Origin of the sequence: Apibacter sp. ESL0404, assembly GCF_019469245.1 — a bacterium.
In the GTDB taxonomy this organism is placed as follows: domain Bacteria; phylum Bacteroidota; class Bacteroidia; order Flavobacteriales; family Weeksellaceae; genus Apibacter.
The window spans coordinates 767575-793445 of sequence record NZ_CP048267.1 but is presented as its reverse complement, the minus strand read 5'-3'; the positions used below and the strand labels follow the sequence as shown (position 1 = coordinate 793445).

Below are 25871 nucleotides of genomic sequence, written 5' to 3'. Positions count from 1 at the left end.
ATTTCTCTTTCATGGCTTTTATTATGAATAATAAAAGCCATTTTATTCTACTACTATCCCATTTGGAAATAGGTTTTTCTTTTTTAGATAATTAAATATTTTTGGAAAAAATATGCGTAAAAAGAGTTTTATCTTTAATTTTCTATTTTCTCTTACAGATTGTACCACATAATCACTTATAGTTTCTTGATTAAATACAGAAGCCGGAATTTTACTTTTTAAAGTTTTAATGGCTTCATTATAATTGGTTGCTTTGCTTTGACTTAATGATTTTCCGTCATGAATTCTTCTATATTTGTATAAGGGTTGATTAAAATAATAAAAACTATAATTTTTAACTGCAGATCTTGACCAGAAATCCCAATCTTCTGCATACGATAAAGTTACATCATAGCCCCCGTTATCCTCCCATACCTTTTTTTTATAGATACTTGAATTGGGTAAAAAACATCCGCTATTTATTAACCGTAAACGGTTATATTTTCCTGATTTATTGTACCTGTTCTCACTTCCGAAAATTATATAATCTCCATAGAGAATGTCAATAGTTGGATCATGAATAATCTTATGTAAAGCTTGATCATAATAATTTCCATTCATTATATCGTCCGAATCGAAAGGTAATATATATTGACCTTTTGCATTTTCAATACCCGTATTTCTTGCCCTGGCTACTCCTCCATTTTCTTGATTTATAATTGTATATTTTTCTTTGTAATCTTCCAATATTTTTAAAGTCTCCGAATCTGTTGATCCGTCATTTACTAATATGACTTCATAAGGATATGAAAAATTTACCTCTTCAATACTTTTAATAGTTTCCTTCAAATAAATTCCTGAATTAAAAACCGGAACAACTATAGATAAAATAGGATTTTCTTTCATATTACAAAAGTAATTTTTTTATGGGATTGAATTTTATATTCCAACAAAATAAAATTAAGATCATTACCATGACGATAAATTATCTGTTTTAGTGACCCTTAATTTTATTAGTTTTAAACACAATGTAAGTATGAATATTTTTACAATTGATTCATATACTTTATACTATCTTTTAGATTGTGCAATTGGTAAAATAAGGATAATTGGAACCGAGCTTTATTTAAATAATGGGTCGAATGAACCATTTGACAAGGCTTGGTTTTTAAGAAACCTGATCAACGTTATAAATTTAAATAGTTATCAATTAGCTCAATAAACGGGATCTATTGGGAAACTTTAGAAATCTTTTATAATGGATATTTTTTAACTCATGTTATGAATTTATGAGTAGAAAAAATTTATATCTTATTTAATATACTGATTTAAATTACGATAAAGTTTTCGAAATGATAGCATCTGAAAATCCTATTTTTTTATAGATTTCCAATAATTTTTTGGCTGAATCGTAACTACTTACTTTCCCGCTGGTATATATGTATAAATTGTTATCCGTTTTTTGTCTTATTACATTATTTAATCCCCTGAAAATAGCATCTCTTTCTCTGTATTTTTTAGGTGATACAAATAATTCAATGGTATAGTATAGACCGGTTACCACTTCTTTTTCATTAAATTCAACTATAGAAGCATCTGTAAACCCGGATTCTTTGGCAATTTTTAAAGTCGCTTCACTTTCAGATCGTAAATTGGTACTTCCTGCATAATATATATACTTACCGTTTGATTTAACAATTTCAACATTTTTCATACCTCTAAGTTGTACGGAATTAGGACTGTATCTGTTGAATGATGCTAAGAATTGTACCTTTAGTGATAAGTTACTGTCCACCGGATTTTCAACAACTTGTTGAATTTCTTCCTCCGCTTTTTTCTCTGATTTTTTATCGTATTCCTTTTTATAGCTTAAAAAAGCTTCGTAAATATCTTTAGCTATAGTATTTTGTCCATCTTCTGAAGCTAAATATTGCCCTTCTTGAGGGTTAGAGATGAAACCGGTTTCAATTAATACTGAAGGCATGGCTGTTTGAACTAAAACCAAAAAACCGGCTTGTTTTACTCCTCTGGAAAATCGATTTTCTTTTTTAAAATTATTTTCCACATAGCTGGCCATTTTTAAACTGTTTTCTAAGTATATGTTTTGCATCAATGTGAGGCCTATTACCGATTCGGGTGATGAGGGGTTAAATCCTTCATAAGTCGTTTGATAATCTTTTTCCATATAAATAACTTCATTTTCCCTTTTTGCAACATCAAAATTATCTCTATTTCGATGAGCTCCCAGAACAAAGGTCTCCGTACCGTACGGGGCACTTTTAGGGCTTGAATTGCAGTGGATGGAAATAAATAAGTTGGCTTTTCCTTTATTGGCAATATCTGCGCGGGTCATTAATGGAATAAATTCATCCGTCTTTCGAGTATAAATAACTTCTACATCTTTATTGTTATTTTCAATCATGGCTCCAACTTTTAAAACCAATGAAAGATTAACATCTTTTTCATTGGCAAAAGCTCCTCTTGCACCATTATCATGCCCGCCATGTCCTGCATCCAAAACTAAGGTAAAATCTTTTTTTTGAGAAGATAAAGAGCCGGTGAAAAAAATTAAAGTTATTAGTAGTATATTTTTTAAGTTAAATATTGTTAAAACTCTCATTAATTCTTTTTTTTGATTAATTTTGACAGCAAAATTTTTTCTGAATTTATATGCTTTGATCAATTCAAGTTTCAAATATAATATACTTTATTTATTTTTTCTAATTTTTAACATTCTCTTAGCACAGGAAAAAAGAGTTAAAACCCTTTCTGACACTGTAAAAATCCCTACTGATTCCATATCAGTCAATAAAGAAAAGCTTGAAAATATTGTGGACACTAAAGGGGATGAAATTCGTAATGTTTTCTCAAAAAAATTAACCTATCTGATCCATAATGCACAGGTCAGCTATCAGGATATGACCATTAAGGCAGATTATATTGTTATGGATTGGAATACCGGAGACATTTTAGCTCGTGGAAAAGTGGACAGTTTAGGAAGAATTATTGATAATATAAAATTTATTCAGGGAGGAAAAGAGTACGAATATACAGAAGCCCAATTTAATATGAATACCAAACAGGGTACGGCTTTCAATATTCGAACGGAAGAAGATGAAATGGCAATTATTGCTAAGAAAGCTAAAAGAATGAATGATGAAGAATATTATATGAGGGGGGGATTTATGACTACGGATGAATATTTTAAAGCAAAAAAAGATTCTATTCCTGATTATGGTTTATCGACTAATAAAATGAAAGTTATTACCGGTAAAAATCAAAAAACCATCATTGCAGGACCTACCACGATGTATATTGAACAAGTACCGACTCCGTTCATTTTACCCTTTTTATATTTGCCTTCAACGGGCAGCAATCGACAGGCGGGAATTTTAATCGGAACGTTCGGTGAACGGCAAAATAAAGGATTTTATTTGGAAAGATGGGGAATTTATGTTCCCATTGGTGAATATTTGGACTTAGAAAGCCGTTTTGGATTTTACACAAAAGGAAGCTGGATGATCGATAATAGATTAAGATATTTAAATCGTTACAAATATTCCGGTAATTTAAATTTTATATATGAAAAAAATATAAATAGTACCAAAGGACTGGATGATTATTCAGAAATTGAAAATTATCGTATTACCTGGTCTCATTTACAAGATGCCAAAGCCAATCCAAATTTGTCCTTTAACTCATCGGTAAATTTTATGAGTCAGAATTACTACAACAACAGCATATATAATCAAAATGCTTTACATGGTAATGTAAATAATAATCAGACTTCATCATCAATTTCTTTGGTTAAAAGATTTAATAATAATCCCTTAACTATTTCATTTAATACCTCCGCTTCGCAAAATATTTCAACCGGTGATGTAAGCATGGTACTTCCTAATGTAACGGTTACGATGCCTCAAATTTATCCTTTTAAACCTAAATCAGGACCTAAGAAAACCATTTGGCACAATATCTATATGGATTATAAAATGAATCTTCAAAATTCATTGAATACGACTACTGATGATATGTTTACGTCAAAAATGTTTAAAAACTCTAATAACGGAATGAAAAATTCCACCAGTTTTGGTACTACTTCCACACTTTTTAATTATTTTCAATTAGGTATCAATGGTAATTATCGAGAAATCTGGACTACAAAGACTATTAGAAGGGACTATAATGCTTCTTTGGATAAGGTTGAAACATTTAATAAAGATGGATTTAAAACTTTCCGAACTTTTGACGGGTCCCTTAATTTAACAACGACTTTGTATGGTATCGCCAACTTTAAAAAAGGAAGTATGATTCAGGCAATCCGTCATATGATATCTCCTACAGTCAGCTATGGTTTTATGCCTGACTTCTCTAAAGATTCTTGGGGATATTACGGTACGTATACGGATAAAGATGGAAAAAAAGTAAAATATTCTTATTTTGAAGGAAATGTCATGGGTAATCCTTCCAATTATGAAAACAGTGCCATAAATATATCCCTTGCTAACAATCTTGAAATGAAGGTTAGAAATAAAAAAGAATCCAGCGGTTTTAAAAAGATAAAAATATTTGAATCTTTAAATATCAATACATCTTATAATTTTGCTGCAGATTCTTTGAAATGGAGTCCTATTAATGCTTCGGGCTCTTCTTCTTTATTTAATTCTAAATTACGTGTTAATTATGCCATGAGGGTAAATCCTTATAAAATAGTATTTGATACTCCCGAATCAACAGTAGGTCATGCTATTGATAAGTTTGGATATTTTACTATTGCCAGTTACACGATGGGATTGAATTTTTCTTTGGATGAATCATTATTCGGTGAAAAGAAAGTAATTAAATATAAGAAGCAAGGAACAGTTAGATATGAAAAATACTACTTTGATGATGAAAATTACGCCCATTTCGATATGCCTTGGAAATTGGACGTAGGATTGAATTATGCTTCTACGAAAGAATATAATAGAAATACTAATGTTACTGCTACGGTAAATCTTTCGGGAGAAATCTCCCCTTCTCCGTATTGGAAGATTACTGCATCTACTAATTACGATTTGGAAAGTAAAGAATTCGGATACACTCGACTAGGATTTATGAGAGATTTGAGAAGTTTTAATATTAATTTTAATTGGGTTCCCATATCTTCAAGTTATAACAAGACATGGAGTTTTTATATAGGAGTAAAAGCAGCCATATTAAAAGATGCGGTAAAATACGAGGCTAAAAATTTCAATGACAATGCAAGTTTTTAAAAAATTTGTATATTTAATTCATGATTAAAAAAATAATTAATACTAAAAAAGCTCCTGCAGCTATTGGACCTTATTCTCAAGCGATTAAGGTTAATAACTTTTTATTTGTTTCCGGACAAATACCGGTAAAACCGCAAACCGGAGAAATTCCTACTTCCATTGATGATCAAACTCATCAGGTTATGAAAAATATTGAAGCAATTCTCAATGAAGCTAATTTAAATTGGAATAATTTGGTTAAAACTACCATCTTTCTTCAAAATTTATCTGATTTTGCCGCGGTTAATGAAATATATGCTTCATATTTTTCCGATGCGTATCCGGCCCGTGAATGTGTACAAGTCTCAGCCTTACCCAAAAATGTTTTAATTGAAATTTCAGTTATTGCTACAGAATTATAAAACGAAATGATAAGAAATACTCTTGCAGTTATATCCGGGCTTTTAGTAGCCATTACAGTAATTACTCTTTCTGTTATGATAAATTCTTATTGGATACCTTACAATTATAAAGGTCTTCCAATAGAATATTGGAGATCCATTGTTCGTACTGCTAAAGGCGAATTCTTTATAGCTTTATTAATTTCTTCCGGGATTGGTTCTCTATTAGGTGGAATAGTTTGCGCTTTATTAGTAAAAACAGCAAAAACTGCTTATGCTATGTTGATCGGATTTATACTTTTATTAACTGCTATTATTTCTGTTTTTACATTTAAAGGACATCCCACCTGGTATATAATAAGTATGTTTTTTATATTTTTTCCATTCTCTTGGCTGGGGGCTAAAATAGTGGAATGGTTACAAAATAAAAAAATAATAGATTCACAAAAAAACAAGTAATTCTACATTCGTATAGTTTTCATTAACAGCTCCACTACTTCGTAAGCAGCAGGACATATGACCGTATTTTTTAAGGTTAATTTATTAATCTGATAGAATTTTTTACGATCCGTATGGGGATATTCTTTACATGCTTTTGGACGTACTTCATAAATTGAACAATAATTGGAGCTGTCCAAAAATGGGCAAGGCAATTGTTTAAAAATCCAATCGTTATCTTCATCTTTATATAAATATTGATCTATAAAATCAATCGGTTTCATTCGTAAATATTTAGATATTCTTTCAATGTCTTTTTCCAAAAACAGAGGTCCTGTTGTTTTGCAACAATTAGCACATTGTAGGCAATCTATATGTGAGAAAACTTTATCATGAATTTCGATTAATTCTTGATCTAATTTTTTAGGCTTCTTATTTTTTAGTTTTTCTAAATATTTTTTGTGTTCTGAAGCTTTTTTTAACGCTTCGTTTTTATATTTATCTAAATTCATTATACTTTTAAAGTGTATATATTATTTAACTTAAAATATTAGCCCTTTTAATTGAAAATGGATGATATTTTTCAATGGTATCTCTTAGTTGTTGACTATCTAGATGGGTATATATTTCTGTTGTGGTAATACTTTCATGTCCCAGCATTTGCTGAATTGAACGTAAATCGGCACCATTTTTCAGTAACACCGTTGCAAAAGAATGCCTGAATGTATGGGGGGAAACTTTCTTTTTGATTCCAGCCTTTTCCGCAATATTTTTTATTATTATAAAAATCATTTCACGTGTTAGCTGTCCTCCTCTTCTATTTAAAAAAAGTATATCTTCACATTTAGGTTTAGGGTTTAAATGGATACGAATTGAGTCTTTATAAAGATTAATATATTTAATCGTCCAATCCGATACAGGAACTAATCTTTGTTTATTACCTTTTCCGATAACTCTAATAAAATTTTCATCCAAATATAAATCGGAGAGTCGTAAATTAATTAATTCTGAAACACGAAGACCACATCCATATAAAGTTTCAATAATGGTACGATTTCTTTCTCCTTCTGATTGGGATAAGTCTATAGACTGTATTATAGTTACTACTTCTTCATGGCTTAGCACGTCGGGAAGATATAGTCCAATTTTAGGACTTTCGAGCAATTCTGCCGGATTATCTTGCCTTTTTTCTTCAATTTGTAAAAATTTAAAAAATGATTTTAATGATGATATTACTCGTGCTTGAGATTTTGCTGAGGAAGATTTTTTTGCAAAATCATAAATAAAATCTTGAATTAAAAATCTGTCTATAGTATATGGGGTAATGGACGTATCATGTTCGGTAAATTTTATTAGTTTTTTAATATCCCTTATATAAGCTAATTGTGTGTTTTGAGAAAGGCCTTTTTCTAATAATAAATATTCTTGAAAATTATATATTTCTTGATTCCATTCCATTAATACAAATTTAATATTTTGGCAATTAATATTCTTACTAATTAATTAAAAGCCGTTATTGCCAATGTCTAATTATGTTTTCGTATTTTTGTCGGTATAAATACTGAGAAATGTTTTTCAACTCATTTGAATACGCAATTTTCCTACCTATCATCTTTATTATTTATTGGTTTATTTTAAATAAAAATTTAAAACTCCAAAATTTATTCCTTTTAATTTCAAGCTATTTTTTTTATTCTTGCTGGGATTGGAAATTTTTATTTTTACTTGCCTTTTCAACCATTCTTGATTATATAAGTGGTTTAAAAATATATAATTCTAATACTCAGATAAAGAAAAAAATTTGGTTAATTATAAGTGTATCCATAAATTTAGGTTTTCTAGGTTTTTTCAAATATTATAACTTTTTTATTGAATCTTTTGCTGATTTAATTCAAAAATTGGGTTTTACTGCTCATTATTCAACTTTAAATATAATTCTACCGGTCGGTATTTCTTTTTATACTTTTCATGGCTTGTCTTATGTATTTGATATTTATAATAAAAAAATCAAACCTTCCCATAATTGGATTGAATACGCTTTATTTGTTAGCTTTTTTCCTCTCTTGGTTGCCGGGCCTATTGAAAGGGCTACTCATCTACTTCCTCAAATTGAAAAACCAAGAAAATTCAATTATGAACTAGCGGTAAGCGGTTTAAAACAAATTTTATGGGGGTTATTTAAAAAGATAGTAATTGCAGACAATTGTGCTAAAGCAGTTAATTTAATTTTTAATTCCTATGAAAGTCAATCGGGCGGGACTCTTTTTTTAGGTGCCATTCTATTTTCTTTTCAAATTTATGGAGATTTTTCAGGATATTCTGATATAGCTTTGGGCTCAGGTAAACTTTTGGGAATAAAACTGATTAAAAATTTTAATTATCCTTATTTTTCTAGAAGTATTGCTGAATTTTGGAGACGTTGGCATATATCCTTATCTTCTTGGTTTAAAGATTATCTGTATATTCCTCTAGGTGGAAGTAAAGGAGGAACAATTAAGAGAATTAGAAACACTTTTATAATATTTTTAGTGAGCGGTTTTTGGCATGGAGCGAATTGGACTTTCATTTTATGGGGAGGATTAAATGCTCTTTTTATTTTGCCTTCCATTATTTTTAAAACTAACAGAAATAATATGGATATTGTAGCCAAAGGAAAAATTTTACCTAATTTCAAAGAGTTTTTTCAGATTGTTTATACATTTCTATTAGCTTCATTTGCTTGGATTTTCTTTAGATCAGAATCTTTAAGTCAGGCATTTTCTTATATTAACAAAATGTTTAATTCAATTCATTTACCTGATTTAAGTATTTTTAATCTAAGTTTATTTCCTCTACTTTTACTTTTAATTTTAGTTGAATGGAAAGGAAGAGAAAATAATTATGCTATTGAAAAATTATTTTATAAATCAAAAACTTGTATTCGTTGGAGTTTTTACTACATCCTTATTATTTTAATGCTTGTTTTTGGTCAAAAAAATTCTCAAGAGTTTATATATTTTCAGTTTTAGTAAATACATGAAGAAGTTTATTTATAGAATTTTAGCTTTCCTCCTACCCATAATATTTTTGGCTTATTTAAGTGACTTTATTATATCAAAAAAAATTAGAGCATCTGGTGCTGGTGACTTTTCAGTATGGGAAGATATTTATAATGGTAGGATTAATTCAGATATAGTAATTTATGGTTCTTCTAGAGCTCTTAATCATATTAATCCAGTAATCTTAGAAGACGAATTTCATACAACTGCTTATAATCTCGGAATGGCTGGACAACATATATGGCTACAAAATTTAAGGCATATTGAGTTTTTAAAATATAACAAAAAACCAAAAGTAGTTATTTATTCTTTAGATGATTTATTATTTAGTGATCCAATAGGTATATATCAACCCGATCAATTTTCTCCCTATATGTTTTGGCCTAAACATAAAGAAATTGAAGAGCAACTTTCTGTTTACAAATTTCCTCATTTTAGCTATTTTGATTATAAAATTCCATTATTGAGATATGTTGACTCATTTTATTCTAATAAGGCTTTAGAATTAGGGCGTATTAAATTTCTATCTTTTATCCAAAATATTTCACAGCAGAAGTTTGAAAATTCTGACTCATTAAATGAAGAAATATCTAGGATTATTAATAATGAAAATATTATAAAACCCGAAAAAAGAATTAAAGGATATCTACCCCGTGATTTAAATTGGAATAGTGATTTTGATAATGCTCTATTTTCTAAAGGACATTTAGAAGTTTCAATAAATAAAAAAGGAATACATTTATTTGAAAAAATTCTTACTGAGTTAATTCAAAAAAATATTTATGTATTATTTGTATACACACCTGAATATATTGAAGGACAAAAATTCATTAAAAACAGAGCTGAAGTTATGGAAATATACACAAACATTTCCAAAAAATATAATATACCATTTTTTAGCTATTCAAATGATACAATGAGTTACCAAAAAAAATATTTTTTTAATTCATTACATCTAAATGCAAATGGAGCTGAAAAATTTTCAAAAAAGTTTGCATTAGATATTAAACCAATATTATATAGGATAATAGATAATTTTTAATAAAAAGTTTTCTAATTTAGCTTAGTTAAATGAAATAAGATTTAGAAAAACTTAATATCAATAATTAAAAACTTTTAATTCAAAGGTAAAGATATAATGTTTATTAATCTTTATATACTTTACTTTATTAAAATAAAAGACTTAATTAATTAAATATTCAATGTATTTTTTAATTACAAAACAAACTTATAATTTTAATTTTTAAGATATATATTATTTATAATTAATAACTTAACTTTAATAAGTTTATCAAAATGAGCTTAAGAGATATACAATTACAGGTCGATGAATGGATAAAAAAATATGGTGTTAGATATTTTAGTGAATTGACAAATATGGCACAATTAACCGAGGAAGTGGGTGAAGTTGCTAGAATTATATCAAGAAGATATGGGGATCAATCAGAAAAAGAATCAGATAAAAACAAAGATTTAGGTGAAGAGTTAGCGGATGTAATTTTCGTTGTAGCCTGTTTAGCTAATCAAACAGGAATTGATTTGGAAAATGCCTTTCAAAAAAAGTTGGTTGCAACTACTTGTCGTGATAGTGAAAGACATGTTAATAATAAAAAATTAAAATGAAAGAAGTATCTATCAATCTATCTGGATCAAAAAGTATCACCAATCGTGTATTATTATTAAATTCATTATACAACGATCCACTTCGTTTACAAAATTTATCGAAAAGTCAAGATAGTCAAAAGATGGTACAAGCTTTAGCTTCTAAAGAACCATTGATTGATATACATCATGCGGGTACAGCAATGAGATTTTTAACTGCTTATTTTGCAATTCAAGAAAATAAAACCGTTATACTTACCGGTTCAGACAGGATGAAAGAAAGACCTATAAAGATTCTAGTAGATGCATTAAATTTTTTAGGAGCTCATATTTCCTATCTTGAAAATGAAGGATATCCTCCTTTAAGAATTATGGGAAAAAGAATTATATGTGATACTATTAATTTACCTGCTAATATTAGCAGTCAATATATTACTGCCTTATGTTTAATTGGAGCAAAACTAAAAAACGGTTTAATTATAAATTTAGAAGGTAAAATTACTTCTAAACCTTATATAACTATGACTCTGCAGATTTTAAATAAAATAGGAATTTCTGCTACTTTATATGAAAATAAAATTTCAATACTCCCGATTAATGAAATTAAAAAACAAGATTTTATAATTGAAAGTGATTGGTCATCCGCTTCATATCATTATGCAGTTTGTGCATTAAGTAATAATTTTAGAATAAATATTAAATATTTATTTCAAGATTCTTTACAAGCAGATCGAAGAATTGTTGATATTTATCAAAAATATTTTGGTATAAAAACTTTATTTATAAACGATGAAATAACTTTATTTAAAATAGACCATTTTGATTATCCAAAATATATAGAATTAGAAATGAATGATTGTCCGGATATTGCCCAAACTGTTGCATTAACTGCTTTTGGACTGCAAATACCAATCAAAATAACCGGTCTTGAAACTCTGAAAATAAAGGAAACTGATCGATTAATCGCTCTTAGAAATGAAATTGAAAAATGTGGAGGAAGTGTTGAAATTACTGATAATTCTTTTAAGCTTCATAAAGTCAATATTTTTAATGAAAATCAAAAAATTGAAACATACAATGACCACCGAATGGCTATGAGCTTTGCTCCTCTTAAACTATTATTTCCAATAGAAATATTATATCCAAATGTAGTTGAAAAGTCTTATGTAGAATTTTGGCATGATATGAAATATTATGGAATAAAGTAATATTTACTTATGAATATGCTATTATAACACCCTTTTTTGGCCAAATCTATTTTATATAATAATTTTAAATATACTACCTTTGAATCGTTTTTGATAATTCATGAATTATAAAATATCTATAATTGTTCCCGTTTATAATGTTGAAGCATATCTTCGTAGATGCTTAGATTCATTAATTCATCAAACATGTAAAGAAATAGAGATCGTAATTATTAATGATGGATCTACCGATAAATCGCAATTAATTATTGATGAATATGTATTAAAATATCACAATATAAAATCAATAATTCAAAAAAATAAAGGATTAAGTGAAGCCAGAAATAATGGGATCAGAAATTCCTCAGGTGATTTTATAGCCTTTGTCGATAGCGATGATTGGATTGATGAAAACATGATGAATGATATGTATAATTTAGCAATTAAACATTCTGCGGAAATAGTTGTATGCAGTTTACAAAATGTAGATATATATGGGAACATTATAAAAAAATTACCTCAGTCACATCAATTGCCTGAAAAAATAGACCTCTCAGAAGATTTCACAATTTTTGGAGAAATGTCTTGTTTTGCATGCAACAAGATTTTTAAAAGAGAATTATTTAACGAAATATCTTTTCCATCAAATTTGCATTTTGAAGATGTTGCTACGATACCTCGTTTATTTTTAAAAGCAAAAACAGTAGCAAAAACTAATAAATTTTTCTATTATTACCTTATTAGAAATGGTTCTATAACAAGAAATTTTACAATTAAAGGAATTAATATGTTGGATGCCATTGAAATGGTTAAACAGGATTTTTTTAAAAGCAATTATAAGAAAAATATAGATGAATGGAAAAAATTTATTATATTCCAAGGATTTTATTCTTTTTTAGCTTATTATGCATTTGTAAATGATAATGATGTTAAAAAACAAATGTTTGATAAATTAAAAAAAATATTAAAAATTGAAAACATATCTAAATGGCAAATTTTTCAATATAAACGATTCGGTAAAAATTATTTATTTTCACTAAACCTTAAAAAAATAGTATTTTATTTATTACAATTAATAAAACTATGAATTAATGCTTCATCCTGTATATTATATTATTCTCTTTATAATTACATTTTTTTCATATTTAGAAATATCGAATAATGGCTTAAAGGCAACGATTAAAGTACCTTATATAATTATTTGCTCACTTCTTATTTTTCTTGCAGGAATACGTGTGGCTCAAGGTGCAGACTATTGGCCCTATTATCGAATATATTTAAATATTAATAAATATATTACATGGAATAAAATTTTTAATGCTGATATTGAAGTTTCATACGCATTAATATCAAAAATTTTGGGATATTTTAAAATGCCATTTTTTTTATTATTATTTATATATGCTTTAATATCAATCTCATTAAAAACATATACCTATTACAAATATTCCCCCTATCCGATGCTATCGTTAATGTATTTTTTTATGCCCAATTACTTTTTTAGTGATTGTGGACATATTAGACAAGCTGCATCAATAGCATTGTGTTTATTTTCCTATCAATATATTGAAAAAAGAAAATTAGTAAAATTTTTATTGTGTATTTTCATTGGATATTATTTTCATAAAACTACATTAATATTTATTCCTGCTTATTGGATTGCTAAATTTAAATTATCAACATTTAACTGTATATTAATCGTTGTTTTCGCTATACTCATATCGCCATTTAAACCGTATTTAATTTTTGAAAACTTATTCTCAAATATCTCTTCTGACATTATTTCAGAAGCAACCGGGGGCTTCTATTCTTATAGAAGTTTAGAAGGAACCGGATGGGGGCTAAATGATTTTGTAAAACTTATTTTTTTAGTCATACTTTTACTCAATGACAATTATATATGCAAAACTACCTCTGATAAAAATTATATGATGATTAGAAATCTAATCATCACTCACTATTTTATTTATTATTCTTTACGTGAAAATTCAATTTTTTCAATAAGACTTCCAGCGGCATATGGTGATTTTTGGTCTATTTTAATAGCTATGATTGTTAAATATTGTAATAAAAGTTACAAATACTTTTACTATTACTTTTTTATACTTTATTTTTATTTAATGAGTTGGAGAATGTGGCCTAATTCTGTCCATTTAGGCTTTGATAAAATGTCTAATATATTTAATGAAAATATAAATATTAAAAAGTTTATACCTCAAGAATTTGCTAATGATAATTAGTATGATTATTAAAAATAATATTAAAAAAATATATAAAATCCTAATTTATTAATTGGGTGTTTTAATTTATAAAAAATGCTTCTTATATCTTAAATTAATTGTAAGCATGCAATTAACTGTTAATCCTTAAATTATGAATAATCTTACTTCTGTATCTATAATTACAGCTAATTTTAATTCGGCAAATTTTATTGGCGATACGATTGAATCTGTTTTAAAACAAACTTATACTGATTGGGAGTGGATAATTATTGATGATTGTAGCACTGATAATTCTGTTGAAATAATTAAAAAATATACTGATAATAGAATAAAACTTATTGTTTTAGAAAAAAATCAGGGTGCTGCAATAGCTCGTAATTTCGGTCTAAAAAACGCATGCGGAAGATATATAGCTTTTATAGATAGTGATGATTTATGGCTTCCTAATGCTCTTGAAAAAAGAATTAATTTTCTTAAACAAAATAATGAAAAAGCTGTATATACTTCATATAAAAGAGTTGACGAAAATTTAAATCCTTGTCTTGCTGATTTTGTCGCGGAAGATATGGTCTCATATAAACGTTTATTATTTAACTGTCCGGTATTTATATCAACATTAATTTATGATTCAAATAAAACAGGTAAAATATATTTTCCTGATGTACATAAAAGAGAAGATTATGCTATGATTTTAAATCTTTCAAAAGTCATAGGTAAATTTCGTGCTCTGAACTTACCTTTGGTAATTTATAGAATACGCCAAAATTCATATTCTAGAAATAAGTGGCTAATGCTAAAACTTCAATTTTTGGTTTATTATAAGTTTTTAAAATTACCATTATATAAATCACTATATTATACAACTCATTGGGTTATAAATGGCTTAAAAAAATATAAACTAATATAAATTTTCAATCATCTTATAAAATATATTCTATTATTTATATATTTAAAAATAGAAAAGATTTATATCATGTATTTCAAAATCCTTAAATACACTGGTTTAGCAAATTTCAAAAAATTTCAATAAAAAAACTCTCTAATATTTTATATTAGAGAGTTTATTATTAGCAATAAGAAATTTTAATTTTTTATAATTTTTTTAGTAATAATTTTTGAGCCTGATTGAATTTTTACAATATATATTCCTGAAGGTTGTCCTTGAATATTTACTTCAATATCTGATGAATTAAATTGTTTAGAATAAATAACACTATTATTAATGTTTAATATTTGTATTGTTCCTTCAGTAATATCTTTCAAATTGATTGAAAATAAACCTGTATTTGGATTAGGATATATTTGAATGTAAGAATCGTCTAAGTTTTCATTATCATTTACAGTAAAAATCTCATTAACATTATTTACTGCTTTATGAAAAGTATTTACACTTCGTGTATCTTTTACACAACGAACAGAACGACCTTGACCAATATTATTAAATCCTAATATATTTAAATTAGAATTATTAGCATAAAAAAGATGTGCATTTGAATATGCGGATTGTATCCAATTAGCTATGGATGCTGTCCACAAGGATGATTCAATACCAAAATTTTCAATTGATGATTTTCGATTATCTATAACCACTCTAAAACCTGCTGCAGGATACATTCCTAATTTATAATTCGGTCTATCAAATATAAAACCTGAGCCATTTATTATTTTTTCTTTATCTATGTATAAGGAAATATTTTTGCCTCCTAGTTCTTTATATTCTTTCTCATAGAAAGCATCATTATAAAAATAATAAGTACCTTCTTTATACCAAGGAGATGCAGGTGGTATATTTCCACCTTCAGGAACTCTCCATCCTCCAGGACATGGATCAAAAGGAGATTTCTCTTTTGCTTTACCCCAAAGTTCATTTCCATTATTTAATAAAGCATAGGGAGTCCAAGTATTTTTAGAATCAACGATAAAAGATAAAGGATTTCGGGTTGTAAAGAGCAATGCTTCTTTTGTTGAACCAAATTCTTTACGTCCTATATAATCACTGTTATCGTATTGATCGGATGTCATAGGAGTATAATCTTGTCTTCCGTTTACTGTGTTTCCTATATAAAGAGTATAATTTTCTTTAGAATTTCTTTTAAAGTTTGGAATTGGATCTTTTCTTCCCCATTGGTAGTGCATTCCCACGAAATCCGTTTTAGTAATATTAGCATCTAATGCTCCCAAATCACGATCCATAAATTCTGAAGTTGAAGGTTTATAACCGGATGTTGTTTCATATACTAAGAATCTTTTATAATCAATTAATTTTTCTTTAGTATCACTAAATCGTTTTTCCGTTGTGTAAGTATTTATTTTTACTTCATTTTTAGTAACCCAAATATGCCAACTCCATAATACTTGATCTTTGGAATTTCTATTGTTTCCTGCATGTACTGAAATAATAGCATTTCCTGATTGATTAGGATTTATTTGGACTTTTATTTGAGAATTTTCTTTATTTCCTGTTGTATTATATAAAGATATAGTTTTTATTAAATCTTTATTAGTAGTCCAATATACATTAGATGATAATTCGCCTTGAGGCCATTCACCATCAGTTAAATAGGTATTATATATTGAGAAAGCTTTATTTACAGGAATATTAATTTCTTGAATACGATTTGATTGAGTTAACAAAAATGTATTAGGATTATCCATCCCTTCACTGTAATAGGTTTTTCCCTTAAGATATTCTGTATCAAACAAAAATGTATCAGCCCTATCTTGTTTAATACATCTAACAGCATTTAATAAATATGTAGCTCCACCTCCAGATCCTTCCGGATCAAGTAAGTATTGTCCAGTCCCCTTTTCAAAATCATTTGCTGTTAAGGAAAATTTTTTTGCATAACCATATTGTTCTAAAGTTGCCCCCCAAAGAGCTATTTCACTGTTTTGATCTTGGAATACGAGACCTCTAACAGGATTATATCCATAATATCCTACATAATGACCTGCTAATGGAAATGTACCTATATCATTACCCGGAACATCACTAAAGTCATATCCTAAACTGGGATAAATTTTAATTCCAGGATACTTATCAACGGGCAACATCGTATCATCCTCGTAACCATTAGTAAATTTATATTTTATTAAGTCTAATTTTTGACCAAAAGGCTCATTCCATCTATTTGTACCATCTTTTCTATATCCAATAGTTGGATATTTTCCCCATGGACTTGAATTATATCTGTCATAGCTAGTACGGCTAGCATAAGACGGAACTTTCCATCCGGATGGACATGGATCAAATGGTGTTTTTTGAGCTTGAGCAACCACCCAACCTGCTGAGTTTCGTGCACCTTTTGAATTATCACCCCATAAATCTAAGGTAGATTCGTTATTACTAACAGAAATGTTATTGGACAACCAACTAACATTACTTCTTGTAGTTAAAAATTTTTTGTTTCTCTCGTTCCATTTTTGAGTGTATTCTTTTTCCAATGGATAAAAAAATTTAATCGGATTATGAATACTAGCTTGAATATTTTTATTAACATCTGTCTCATATGGCCTTTCCATTATCATATGATTACCATAATTCCATCTATTTACAAAACCTTTTTCACCTAAATGTATTTCGGGAGCATAACCATCTAAATATAAAAATACCGGGTATGGATCTTTTCTTCCCCATTGATACATAAGTCCCCCTGAACGTGTCCAATCATTTCCTAAAAAGCTTGCGGATAATGCACCTAAGTTTCGGTCCATAAAAGTGGAAACCATTCTTGTTTGTCCATTAGGATTATTATTATTAGTGCGAGCATTTTTAGTAGGATCGTCTGTTACCCAAATATGCCAACTCCAGTATATAGGATCTGAACTATTACCATTAGGACCAACATGGAGTGCTACTATAGCATTTCCTTTTCCTTTCCTTTTATCTATATTAACATTTATTTTTGCATTTTCCCTATCAGAATCTGATGAATTTATAACTTCAATTTTTTCAACTAATCCATACACATCCTGCCATTGTAAATCTGCAAATAATTTTCCTTGTGGTATAGGTTTATCTAAAAACTTATTATTTTCCCAAACTGCAAAAGCTTTTTTTACAGGAATTGAAAGACCACCTAGATTTTCTTTATTCGCTTTGTCGATATCGAAAATATAACTGTTTGGCGCCAAAGTATAATCTTTTTCATTTGATGGAGATATGTATACTTTTGAGGCAACGTTTAGAGATTGTCTTGCTCTACTGCTGTTGACATAAACTTTAACTTTTATGTGATATGTTCCCGGTTTTAATTCTGCCTCTGCTAATGGACTTCTCGAATTAAACCACCCTTTAGCTCCATCATTCATCCACGTAGTTTGAGTTAGTAACGTCTCTGTTTCCGTGCTATTAGTATTTTCCTTAACTAAATATGTCCATTGCCTCATATAAGCTAATGAACGAACTTCTAAATCAGCTTTATTTCCTTTAGGTACCACAAAAGATTTACTTTTATAAATAAAATACCCTTCGCCGGGATCTCCCGGCGCTCCCGTGATCCATCGCTCATTATAAGTATTATCTTTGAATTGCGGATAATACCAACCTGAATAGGTATGCCTTGTACGAGCAACGTGTTCTGATCCATCCGGACGAATACATTTCCAATCCGGATCTTCGATTTCAATTGGCATAACAGAGCCGTCGTCATTACGGCCTGTACTAAGATCAATTACCTTGACCTGGGCTTTCATTATTGAAAATAAAAAAATAAAAAGCCAATAAATTTTCCTCATTTTACTTGATTATTTAATATTGTTCTGACAAATATACATTTTTATTTATTTTTGCTTTTATATTTAAATTAATATTTTTATTCATGATTTTTATATGATTCATTAAAATTATTACACAATTGCCATACAATAAGCGTTTTAATTATATAATTAATAATTAAACTTTATTATTTAAATTATATTGTTATCATATAAATATTTTTAATTCATTTTTTGAAATAAAATATGTTGGAAATTATAATAAATTTGATTAGGAATAAAAAACTATAAAATTCTATTTAAAACTTTCGATATATTAATTATTTAAATATATCTTTGTTTTTACTTTAAGAATTACGCGATTTTGTAAGTCACGAAATGACTTAATAATATGGAAGGATTTGATATAAGAAGTATTAAAGATTTTTTAGGTATTGACAGTTTCTATCTAAAGTGTATTATAGGATTTTTAGGATCTTTCTTATTAACTTATGTGTCAATCCCAAAAATTATAAGAGTTTCTTATAAAAAAAATCTTATGGCTACTCCAAAGGAAAGAAGCTCTCATATAAGAAAAACTCCCAATTTAGGTGGAATTTCTATTTTCTATTCTGTTACCATTATGTCATCCATCTGTGCTTACGAGTTATTTTCTTCCTATATATTTTTATTTTCTGCTATAATCGTTCTTTTCTTTATAGGATTAATGGACGACATACTAGTCGTTTCTCCGAACAAAAAATTTTATGCCCAAATTGTAACGGCACTGATGATTTCAGTTGGTTCTAATGTTAGAATAGGTCATTTTTTTGGTATTTTTGGTATAAATTTACTTCCTTATTGGTTTAGTATTTTATTTACAGTTATAGTCTTTATATTTCTAATTAATGCTTTTAATCTGATTGATGGAATAGACGGTTTAGCCTCGGGCATTGCAATATTAGTATGTGGTGCATTTATAGTAACTTTTTGGAGATTAGGCGCAATCAATCATCCTATGATAGTTTTATCTTTAACAATTATTGGAAGCCTTTTAGCTTTTATCCGATTTAATTTTTCAAAGAAATATAAGATATTTATGGGAGATACAGGATCTATGATTATAGGATTTTTGCTTTCATTTATGGGAATTAAATTCCTTAATCTTTTTTTGTTGCAATATCCTTATGGAGCTCCTGTTTATTGGATACAAACTGCTCCTGCAATAGTAATTGCTATATTAATTATACCTATTATTGATACTTTAGGTGTATTTGTAATTAGGTTATTTAAAGGTCATTCTCCTTTTAAAGCTGATAAAAATCACATGCATCACAGATATTTGCGTTTGGGTTTATCACATAAAAAAGTTTCAATTATAATTGTATTTGAAAATGCTATTGTTATCTTAGTCGCATATTTTTTAAGGCATATTGAAGTTCATTTACTACTTGCAATTATTCTTTCTTTAGGTATTATCTTTTCATTTCTTCCATTATTATTATATAAAAAAATAAATCTTATAAAAAGTGATTCATAATACGAAAATATATTTATCTCCTCCACATATAGATCAATCAGAAATAAATAGTGTTATAGATGCTTTAAATAGCGGTTGGATTTCTCCATATGGTTCCTATGTTAAAGATTTTTCAAATAAATTATCACGATATTTTAAAAAAGATGTTTTATTAACAAATAGTGGAACATCTTCCATTCATTTAGCACTAAAATTATCAGGTATTCAAGACGGGGATTTTGTATTATGTTCAAATTTCACATTTGCTGCTACAGCTTTTCCCATTTTATATGAAAAAGCTTTTCCTGTGTTTATCGGTTCCGAAAATGAAACATGGAATATGTCTCCTGGATTTCTTCAGTCCGCAATAGAAGATTTAAAAAGAAAAGGTATAAAACCTAAAGTTCTAATTATTGCTCATATTTACGGAATGCCAGCACAAATGAAAGATATTATTGATATCTGTAAAAATAATAACATCATTATTATAGAAGATGCAGCAGAGGCATTAGGTTCATTTTACCATAATAAGCCTTTAGGCTCGATTGGCAACTATGGAATTTTATCTTTCAATGGAAATAAAATTATAACTACTTCTCAAGGAGGAGCTCTCATATTACCCAATAAAAAAATTTATAAATATGCAGAAAAATTAGCTTTTCAAGCAAAGGAAAAAGTTGATTATTATAAACACAATGAAATTGGATATAACTATTCAACAAGTAATATTCTTGCAGCTTTGGGTAGCAAACAATTTGATAAATTGGAAAAAAAAGTAAATCGTAGAAGAGAAATTTTTAATTATTACTTCTCAAATTTTGAAAATAAAATTAATTTTGATTATCAAAAAGAGTTAAAAAATAATTTCACTAATAGATGGTTAAGTGTATTTATTTTCCCCCCTTCTATAAATAAAAAAATCAAAAATATACTAAGTAAAAATAATATTGAATCCAGATACGTTTGGAATCCATTAAATAAACAAAAAGTTTTTAAAAATTTTTTATATTATGGAAATAAAAATTTAGAAAATAAATTATTTTCAAACGGACTTTGTCTTCCATCCGGTGATCATTTAAATAGTAATGACTTAGATAAAATTGTAGAATTAATAAATAATGGTTTTAAGTAGTTAAGATGTCAAAAATAGAAGATATAATCAAAATTCAAAATCAAGATATTTCATTTGAAAGTTTATTTGATAAAAAAATTGACTATTCTTTTAAAGAATCATCATTTTTAAATGATAAAATATTATTTATAACAGGAGGAGGAGGATCCATAGGAAGTATATTGATTGAGCGATTACTTGAACAAAATATAAAAAAAATTATAGTATTAGATCATTCAGAATATGCTATTTTTAAACTTAAATTAAAATTTAGAAAAGCGATAGAAAATAATAATTTGTATCTAATTTTAGGAGATATTCGAAATAAAACACTCTTAAAAAAAATATTCTCATTATTCCCAATTCAAATTATTTATCACACAGCGGCATATAAACATATAGACATCTTAGAGAATAATTGTGAAGAATCATTATCTGTAAATTTAAACGCAACATTAAATTTATTAGAAATTGTTTTAAAAAATTCTAATTCTGAGCAATTTATTTTCATTTCAACTGATAAAGCTGTCAATCCCGTTAATAATATGGGAATATCTAAAAGATTAGCAGAATTATATTTATTAAAAAATATTTTTCAAAATGAAATAAATAATCGTGTTAAAATTAAAATTATTCGTTTTGGAAATGTTTTTAACAGTAGTGGCTCTGTTTTTACTATATTTAAATATCAAATTGAAAACAATTTACCTATCACCATAACTAATAAAAACATGAAACGATATTTTATTTCAAAATATCAAGCATCAAAAGGATTAATTGAAATTGCTGATTCTAAAAATATTTCTGGTATGTATGTCTTAGATATGGGAGAACCCTATAATATCACTATACTTTTATACAATTTATTACAAAAATTACAGCTTAATTATACACCAGATATATCTTATCTAAATATCATACCTAAATTTGAAAAATTTGAAGAAGAATTGTATTTATCGTATGAAAAAATTGAAAAAAATATTTCTAATTATAAAAAAATAGATTTAAATAATTATAATATGAGAAATATTAAAACAGAAATATCAAATCTTATACAAATATTAAAAAAATAATTATTTTTGTAACTTAAGTTATTATATGAAATTAAATCAAATTATTTTTATTATTTCTTTTGCTTTATTTTTATGTTCTTGTATCGGTGTTAAAGATTTAAAATATCTTCAACCGAGCGAAAACCTACATTATAATGAATATGGATTAGTTCCGGTAATCTATGAAAACTACAGGGTAAAAAAAGATGATATTTTAGCAATGACCCTTATTACTTCGGATAAAAACGCTTCCCGATTTTTAAGTGAAGAAAATACAACGGCATTTAAAGGAGGTGCTAACAATGGAGATGGAAGATTAAGAACTAGTGGATTAATTGTTGATGCCAATGGATATATAACCATTTATGGATTAGGTGAATTCTATGTATATGGGTTAACTTTAAATGAAATAACAGATTTAGTTCAGTCTAAACTAAATGAAGTATTATATAATGATGGAAAAGCTGAAGTTCGAATGAATATCGGAGCCATTAAATATTATATGGTAGGGGAAATAAATACTCCAGGTGAAAAAATAGAATTATCAAACCGAGTGGATCTACTACAAGCTATAGCTAAATCCGGCGACTTAACTAGATATGCTGATAGAAGACATATAAGAATTATTAGAGAATATCCTGAGGGAAAAAAGAATATAGTTCTTGATATAACTCATGATGATATTCTCAATTCGCCCTATTTTTATTTGCAATCTGGAGATCAAATTATTATTGATCCATTAAAAGAAAAAATATCTGGATTAGGTGGTGGTACTACTATTGGAGATGTGACCCAATTTCTATCTGTAGGTATTCAGGCAATTACAACATATTTATTTTTTAAAACTTTATAATAAATACTAATTGAAATTTATGAATACCTCTGAACATCAAAATAATAATCAAAAAAATAAAAGTTCTGATTTTTTAGAAAAAAATTTTTTTAGTTTTGAAAGATTTATTCGAAGGCTTATAAAAAATTGGTATTGGTTTTTAATCGCTTTTATAATTGGATGGACCATAGCTTTTCTAGTCAATCGATTTTCTGATCGATTTTACCAATCTTCTACCACAGTAAGTATATCTTCTGGTACTTCGAGCGTTTTAGCTCCTAATCAATCCATAAATTTTATATGGGGAGGAAATTCCGGAGCTACACAAGGTATTTACTATAAAAAATTATTGACTTCTAGAACACATAACGAAAATTTAGTCAAATCGCTTAACCTATACATAAATTATTATTTAAAAGGTAATATAAAAACCACTGAAATCGATTATGTAGATGTACCTTTTAAAATTACTGTAGATACAAGTTATGCGCAAGCATTATATTATGATGTTAAAGTTGATATACTTCCAAATAATAAATTCAAACTAACTTTTCCAGATAATCTAAATGATACTTGTTTCCTTTACACAAATGAAAGTTATTTTTTACGTAAAGATAAATACGTTAAAGAAATTATAGTTCCTATTAATACTTGGGTTAAAACTAATAATTTAAAATTCAAAGTCGTAAAAAATACGGAGTATGGAGGAAGATTCGGTGATAATTTCAAAGATCTTAGTTATTATTTCTATCTTTCATCCATCAATTCTTCTGTATCTAAAATAAAATCATTAGTTTCCATAGATTTTGATCAAGATCTTCCTTCCATCATGATTATTACTAAGAAAGGTCTCAGTCTTAATGGAACTATTAATTTTTTAAATAAATCTGTTGAAGAAATTATTAAAAGAAGACTTGAAGATAAAAATAAAGTTAATTTAAATACCATTGAGTTTATTAAAAAGCAACTTATAATTACTAAAAAGAAATTAGATAGTGCGACAGTAATATTTCAAAAAGTCCAGGTTGATAATAAAATATTTTCTAATAGTGATGTAAGTACTAATGTGTTATTATCAAAAATTCAAGCATTAGACCTTAATAGAGAAGAATTAAAATCGAAAATCGATGCTTTTAATCAATTAAAAAAATCGATATTAAATAAAAATTTCTATAGTAACGGTGAAATATTAGGATTATCGGATACAAATTTAGATGGACTAATTGATAAAGTTCAAACTTTAGAACTTGAAAAGAGAGATTTATTATTAATTTATAGAGAAAATTCTGAACCCATTAATGAAATAAACTTTAAAATTGATAATGCAAAGAATAATGTAATAAAAATACTTGAAAGTTCATCTAAAGATCTTTATACCAAATTAAAAAATGTTACTAGTCAAATTAGTAATTTAGAACTTGATATTGAATCTTTACCTGAAAAAGAACGAATGTTCATAAATGCTCAAAGAGGTTATTTACTAAATGACGGAATTTATAATACACTCTTGGATAAATTATCTGAGGCAGAAATGAGAAAAGCCACTACAATTTCAGATATTACTGTATTAGATAAAGCAAAAAATACCGGACAAGCCCCCATTACTCCCAACATTCAACAGAATAAATATAAATTTATAGGAATATCATTATTTATTCCATTTATTTTGCTTTTTATTATTGAACTATTAGATAACAAAATAAAATTAATTTCAGATTTGAAATCGGTTACTAAAATTCCAATTATTGGTACTATAGGACCCAAAAATACCGAGAATAATTTAGCTGTTTTGGCAAGACCAAAATCAAGTATATCTGAAAGTTTTCGAGCTATTAGATCCAATTTAAGGTTTTTATATAATGAAAAAGAGATTAAAGGTGGAAAAGTAATTTTAATAACGTCTTCAATAGGTAGTGAAGGAAAAACTTTCATAGCAATTAATTTAGCGTCTGTTTTAGCTTTAAGCGGTAAAAAAACGGTATTGGTTGGTATGGATTTAAGAAAACCTAGAATTTTCGATGATTTTAATATTAGTAATAAAATTGGATTATCAGCTTATCTTTCAGGTACCAATTCTTTAGATGAAATTCTTAAAAAAACAGAATATGAAAATTTAGATATTATTCCGGCAGGACCTATACCTCCAAATCCGGGTGAATTATTAATTAGTATGGAAAATGAAGAACTGATTAAAAAATTAAGAACTATGTATGATTATATCATTATAGATTCTCCACCGGTTGGTTTAGTTATCGATGCATATGATCTTATGTCTCTTTCAGATGCAAGAATATATGTAGCAAGATGTAATTATACATATAAACAACTACTTAAAGGAATTAATGATAAATACAATAATGATGAAGTAAATCATATCGGTATTATTTTCAATGATTATATTAATCCGAGAGGATATGGTTATGGCTACGGGTACGGATATGGTTATGGCTACGGGTATTTTGAAGAAGATGAAAACTATGACAATTCATTATTTACTCGAATAAAACGTTTATTTAAAAAATAATAATCAAAAAGGTTGGAACATATTCCAACCTTTCTTA

General features: G+C 27.4%; 20 protein-coding genes. 15 read left to right on the top strand and 5 right to left on the bottom strand.

Features of this window, described 5'->3' with window-relative positions:
- Window positions 1-42: 42 nt before the first annotated feature.
- On the bottom strand, window positions 43-885 hold the full coding sequence (locus tag GYM72_RS03300; protein WP_220264693.1) for a glycosyltransferase: 843 nt from the start codon (window positions 883-885) through the stop codon (window positions 43-45).
- 427 nt (window positions 886-1312) lie between these two features.
- Complete coding sequence (locus tag GYM72_RS03295) at window positions 1313-2599, bottom strand: N-acetylmuramoyl-L-alanine amidase (RefSeq protein ID WP_220264692.1); 1287 nt, start codon at window positions 2597-2599, stop codon at window positions 1313-1315.
- A 22-nt stretch (window positions 2600-2621) separates the two neighbouring features.
- On the opposite strand from GYM72_RS03295, the gene GYM72_RS03290 reads away from it, so the two are divergent.
- From GYM72_RS03290 to GYM72_RS03280, 3 genes are read left to right on the top strand one after another with little or no spacing between them, the layout of a single operon-like run.
- Window positions 2622-5234 carry a putative LPS assembly protein LptD gene (locus GYM72_RS03290; RefSeq protein ID WP_220264691.1) on the top strand — a complete coding sequence of 871 codons (2613 nt, stop codon included), beginning with the start codon at window positions 2622-2624 and terminating at the stop codon, window positions 5232-5234.
- Between the two features lie 23 nt (window positions 5235-5257).
- Window positions 5258-5635: a RidA family protein gene (locus GYM72_RS03285; protein WP_220264947.1), complete on the top strand. Its 378-nt coding sequence runs from the start codon at window positions 5258-5260 to the stop codon at window positions 5633-5635.
- Window positions 5636-5641: 6 nt separating this feature from the next.
- Complete coding sequence (locus tag GYM72_RS03280) at window positions 5642-6073, top strand: hypothetical protein (protein ID WP_160556329.1); 432 nt, start codon at window positions 5642-5644, stop codon at window positions 6071-6073.
- 2 nt (window positions 6074-6075) lie between these two features.
- Here the strand turns inward: GYM72_RS03280 and GYM72_RS03275 are convergent, their stop codons facing one another.
- Both GYM72_RS03275 and xerD read right to left on the bottom strand, forming a co-directional pair.
- Window positions 6076-6564 carry a YkgJ family cysteine cluster protein gene (locus GYM72_RS03275; protein WP_160565530.1) on the bottom strand — a complete coding sequence of 163 codons (489 nt, stop codon included), beginning with the start codon at window positions 6562-6564 and terminating at the stop codon, window positions 6076-6078.
- A 25-nt stretch (window positions 6565-6589) separates the two neighbouring features.
- Window positions 6590-7510: a site-specific tyrosine recombinase XerD gene (gene xerD, locus GYM72_RS03270; protein WP_220264690.1), complete on the bottom strand. Its 921-nt coding sequence runs from the start codon at window positions 7508-7510 to the stop codon at window positions 6590-6592.
- A gap of 110 nt (window positions 7511-7620) precedes the next feature.
- Between xerD and GYM72_RS03265 the strand changes: the two genes are divergently transcribed.
- The 7 genes from GYM72_RS03265 to GYM72_RS03235 all read left to right on the top strand — a co-directional run bounded on the left by GYM72_RS03265 (window position 7621) and on the right by GYM72_RS03235 (window position 15008).
- Complete coding sequence (locus GYM72_RS03265; RefSeq protein ID WP_220264689.1) at window positions 7621-9060, top strand: MBOAT family protein; 1440 nt, start codon at window positions 7621-7623, stop codon at window positions 9058-9060.
- Window positions 9061-9067: 7 nt separating this feature from the next.
- The gene (locus GYM72_RS03260) at window positions 9068-10132 is read left to right on the top strand and encodes a hypothetical protein (RefSeq protein ID WP_220264688.1); all 1065 of its coding nucleotides are present in this window, start codon (window positions 9068-9070) and stop codon (window positions 10130-10132) included.
- Between the two features lie 254 nt (window positions 10133-10386).
- On the top strand, window positions 10387-10713 hold the full coding sequence (locus GYM72_RS03255) for a nucleotide pyrophosphohydrolase (protein ID WP_220264687.1): 327 nt from the start codon (window positions 10387-10389) through the stop codon (window positions 10711-10713).
- Entirely contained in the window at window positions 10710-11900 is a 1191-nt protein-coding gene (locus GYM72_RS03250; protein ID WP_220264686.1) for a 3-phosphoshikimate 1-carboxyvinyltransferase, read from the top strand. The genes GYM72_RS03255 and GYM72_RS03250 overlap by 4 nt, the downstream gene beginning before the upstream one ends.
- 100 nt (window positions 11901-12000) lie before the next feature.
- Window positions 12001-12966, top strand: a complete 966-nt coding sequence (locus GYM72_RS03245; RefSeq protein WP_220264685.1) for a glycosyltransferase family 2 protein — start codon at window positions 12001-12003, stop codon at window positions 12964-12966.
- 4 nt (window positions 12967-12970) lie between these two features.
- Window positions 12971-14119, top strand: coding sequence for an EpsG family protein (locus GYM72_RS03240; RefSeq protein WP_220264684.1), 1149 nt, complete (start codon window positions 12971-12973; stop codon window positions 14117-14119).
- 133 nt (window positions 14120-14252) lie between these two features.
- The gene (locus tag GYM72_RS03235; RefSeq protein WP_220264683.1) at window positions 14253-15008 is read left to right on the top strand and encodes a glycosyltransferase; all 756 of its coding nucleotides are present in this window, start codon (window positions 14253-14255) and stop codon (window positions 15006-15008) included.
- Between the two features lie 176 nt (window positions 15009-15184).
- On the opposite strand, the gene GYM72_RS03230 is transcribed toward GYM72_RS03235, so the two are convergent.
- Complete coding sequence (locus GYM72_RS03230) at window positions 15185-18796, bottom strand: T9SS type A sorting domain-containing protein (protein ID WP_220264682.1); 3612 nt, start codon at window positions 18794-18796, stop codon at window positions 15185-15187.
- 412 nt (window positions 18797-19208) lie between these two features.
- Here GYM72_RS03230 and GYM72_RS03225 point away from each other — a divergent pair, with 412 nt between their 5' ends.
- The 5 genes from GYM72_RS03225 to GYM72_RS03205 are packed head-to-tail and all read left to right on the top strand — an operon-like array spanning window position 19209 to window position 25834.
- Window positions 19209-20336, top strand: a complete 1128-nt coding sequence (locus GYM72_RS03225) for a glycosyltransferase family 4 protein (RefSeq protein WP_255571559.1) — start codon at window positions 19209-19211, stop codon at window positions 20334-20336.
- A complete protein-coding gene (locus GYM72_RS03220; RefSeq protein WP_220264681.1) occupies window positions 20326-21447 on the top strand; it encodes a DegT/DnrJ/EryC1/StrS family aminotransferase in 1122 nt (373 codons plus the stop codon). The genes GYM72_RS03225 and GYM72_RS03220 overlap by 11 nt, the downstream gene beginning before the upstream one ends.
- 5 nt (window positions 21448-21452) lie before the next feature.
- Entirely contained in the window at window positions 21453-22499 is a 1047-nt protein-coding gene (locus tag GYM72_RS03215; protein WP_220264680.1) for an SDR family NAD(P)-dependent oxidoreductase, read from the top strand.
- A 25-nt stretch (window positions 22500-22524) separates the two neighbouring features.
- Window positions 22525-23331, top strand: coding sequence for a polysaccharide biosynthesis/export family protein (locus GYM72_RS03210; RefSeq protein WP_220264679.1), 807 nt, complete (start codon window positions 22525-22527; stop codon window positions 23329-23331).
- A 19-nt stretch (window positions 23332-23350) separates the two neighbouring features.
- Entirely contained in the window at window positions 23351-25834 is a 2484-nt protein-coding gene (locus tag GYM72_RS03205; protein ID WP_220264678.1) for an exopolysaccharide transport family protein, read from the top strand.
- Window positions 25835-25871 lie beyond the last annotated feature (37 nt).

Bases quoted from the DNA above. Each gene is read 5' to 3' on its own strand.
- GYM72_RS03280 (WP_160556329.1), top strand. From the start codon at position 5,642: ATGATAAGAAATACTCTTGCAGTTATATCCGGGCTTTTAGTAGCCATT.
- GYM72_RS03235 (WP_220264683.1), top strand. From the start codon at position 14,253: ATGAATAATCTTACTTCTGTATCTATAATTACAGCTAATTTTAATTCG.
- GYM72_RS03205 (WP_220264678.1), top strand. From the start codon at position 23,351: ATGAATACCTCTGAACATCAAAATAATAATCAAAAAAATAAAAGTTCT.
- GYM72_RS03260 (WP_220264688.1), top strand. From the start codon at position 9,068: ATGAAGAAGTTTATTTATAGAATTTTAGCTTTCCTCCTACCCATAATA.
- GYM72_RS03215 (WP_220264680.1), top strand. From the start codon at position 21,453: ATGTCAAAAATAGAAGATATAATCAAAATTCAAAATCAAGATATTTCA.
- GYM72_RS03265 (WP_220264689.1), top strand. From the start codon at position 7,621: ATGTTTTTCAACTCATTTGAATACGCAATTTTCCTACCTATCATCTTT.
- GYM72_RS03275 (WP_160565530.1), bottom strand. From the start codon at position 6,564: ATGAATTTAGATAAATATAAAAACGAAGCGTTAAAAAAAGCTTCAGAA.
- GYM72_RS03245 (WP_220264685.1), top strand. From the start codon at position 12,001: ATGAATTATAAAATATCTATAATTGTTCCCGTTTATAATGTTGAAGCA.
- GYM72_RS03225 (WP_255571559.1), top strand. From the start codon at position 19,209: ATGGAAGGATTTGATATAAGAAGTATTAAAGATTTTTTAGGTATTGAC.
- GYM72_RS03230 (WP_220264682.1), bottom strand. From the start codon at position 18,796: ATGAAAGCCCAGGTCAAGGTAATTGATCTTAGTACAGGCCGTAATGAC.
- GYM72_RS03255 (WP_220264687.1), top strand. From the start codon at position 10,387: ATGAGCTTAAGAGATATACAATTACAGGTCGATGAATGGATAAAAAAA.
- xerD (WP_220264690.1), bottom strand. From the start codon at position 7,510: ATGGAATGGAATCAAGAAATATATAATTTTCAAGAATATTTATTATTA.
- GYM72_RS03250 (WP_220264686.1), top strand. From the start codon at position 10,710: ATGAAAGAAGTATCTATCAATCTATCTGGATCAAAAAGTATCACCAAT.
- GYM72_RS03295 (WP_220264692.1), bottom strand. From the start codon at position 2,599: ATGAGAGTTTTAACAATATTTAACTTAAAAAATATACTACTAATAACT.
- GYM72_RS03300 (WP_220264693.1), bottom strand. From the start codon at position 885: ATGAAAGAAAATCCTATTTTATCTATAGTTGTTCCGGTTTTTAATTCA.
- GYM72_RS03240 (WP_220264684.1), top strand. From the start codon at position 12,971: ATGCTTCATCCTGTATATTATATTATTCTCTTTATAATTACATTTTTT.
- GYM72_RS03210 (WP_220264679.1), top strand. From the start codon at position 22,525: ATGAAATTAAATCAAATTATTTTTATTATTTCTTTTGCTTTATTTTTA.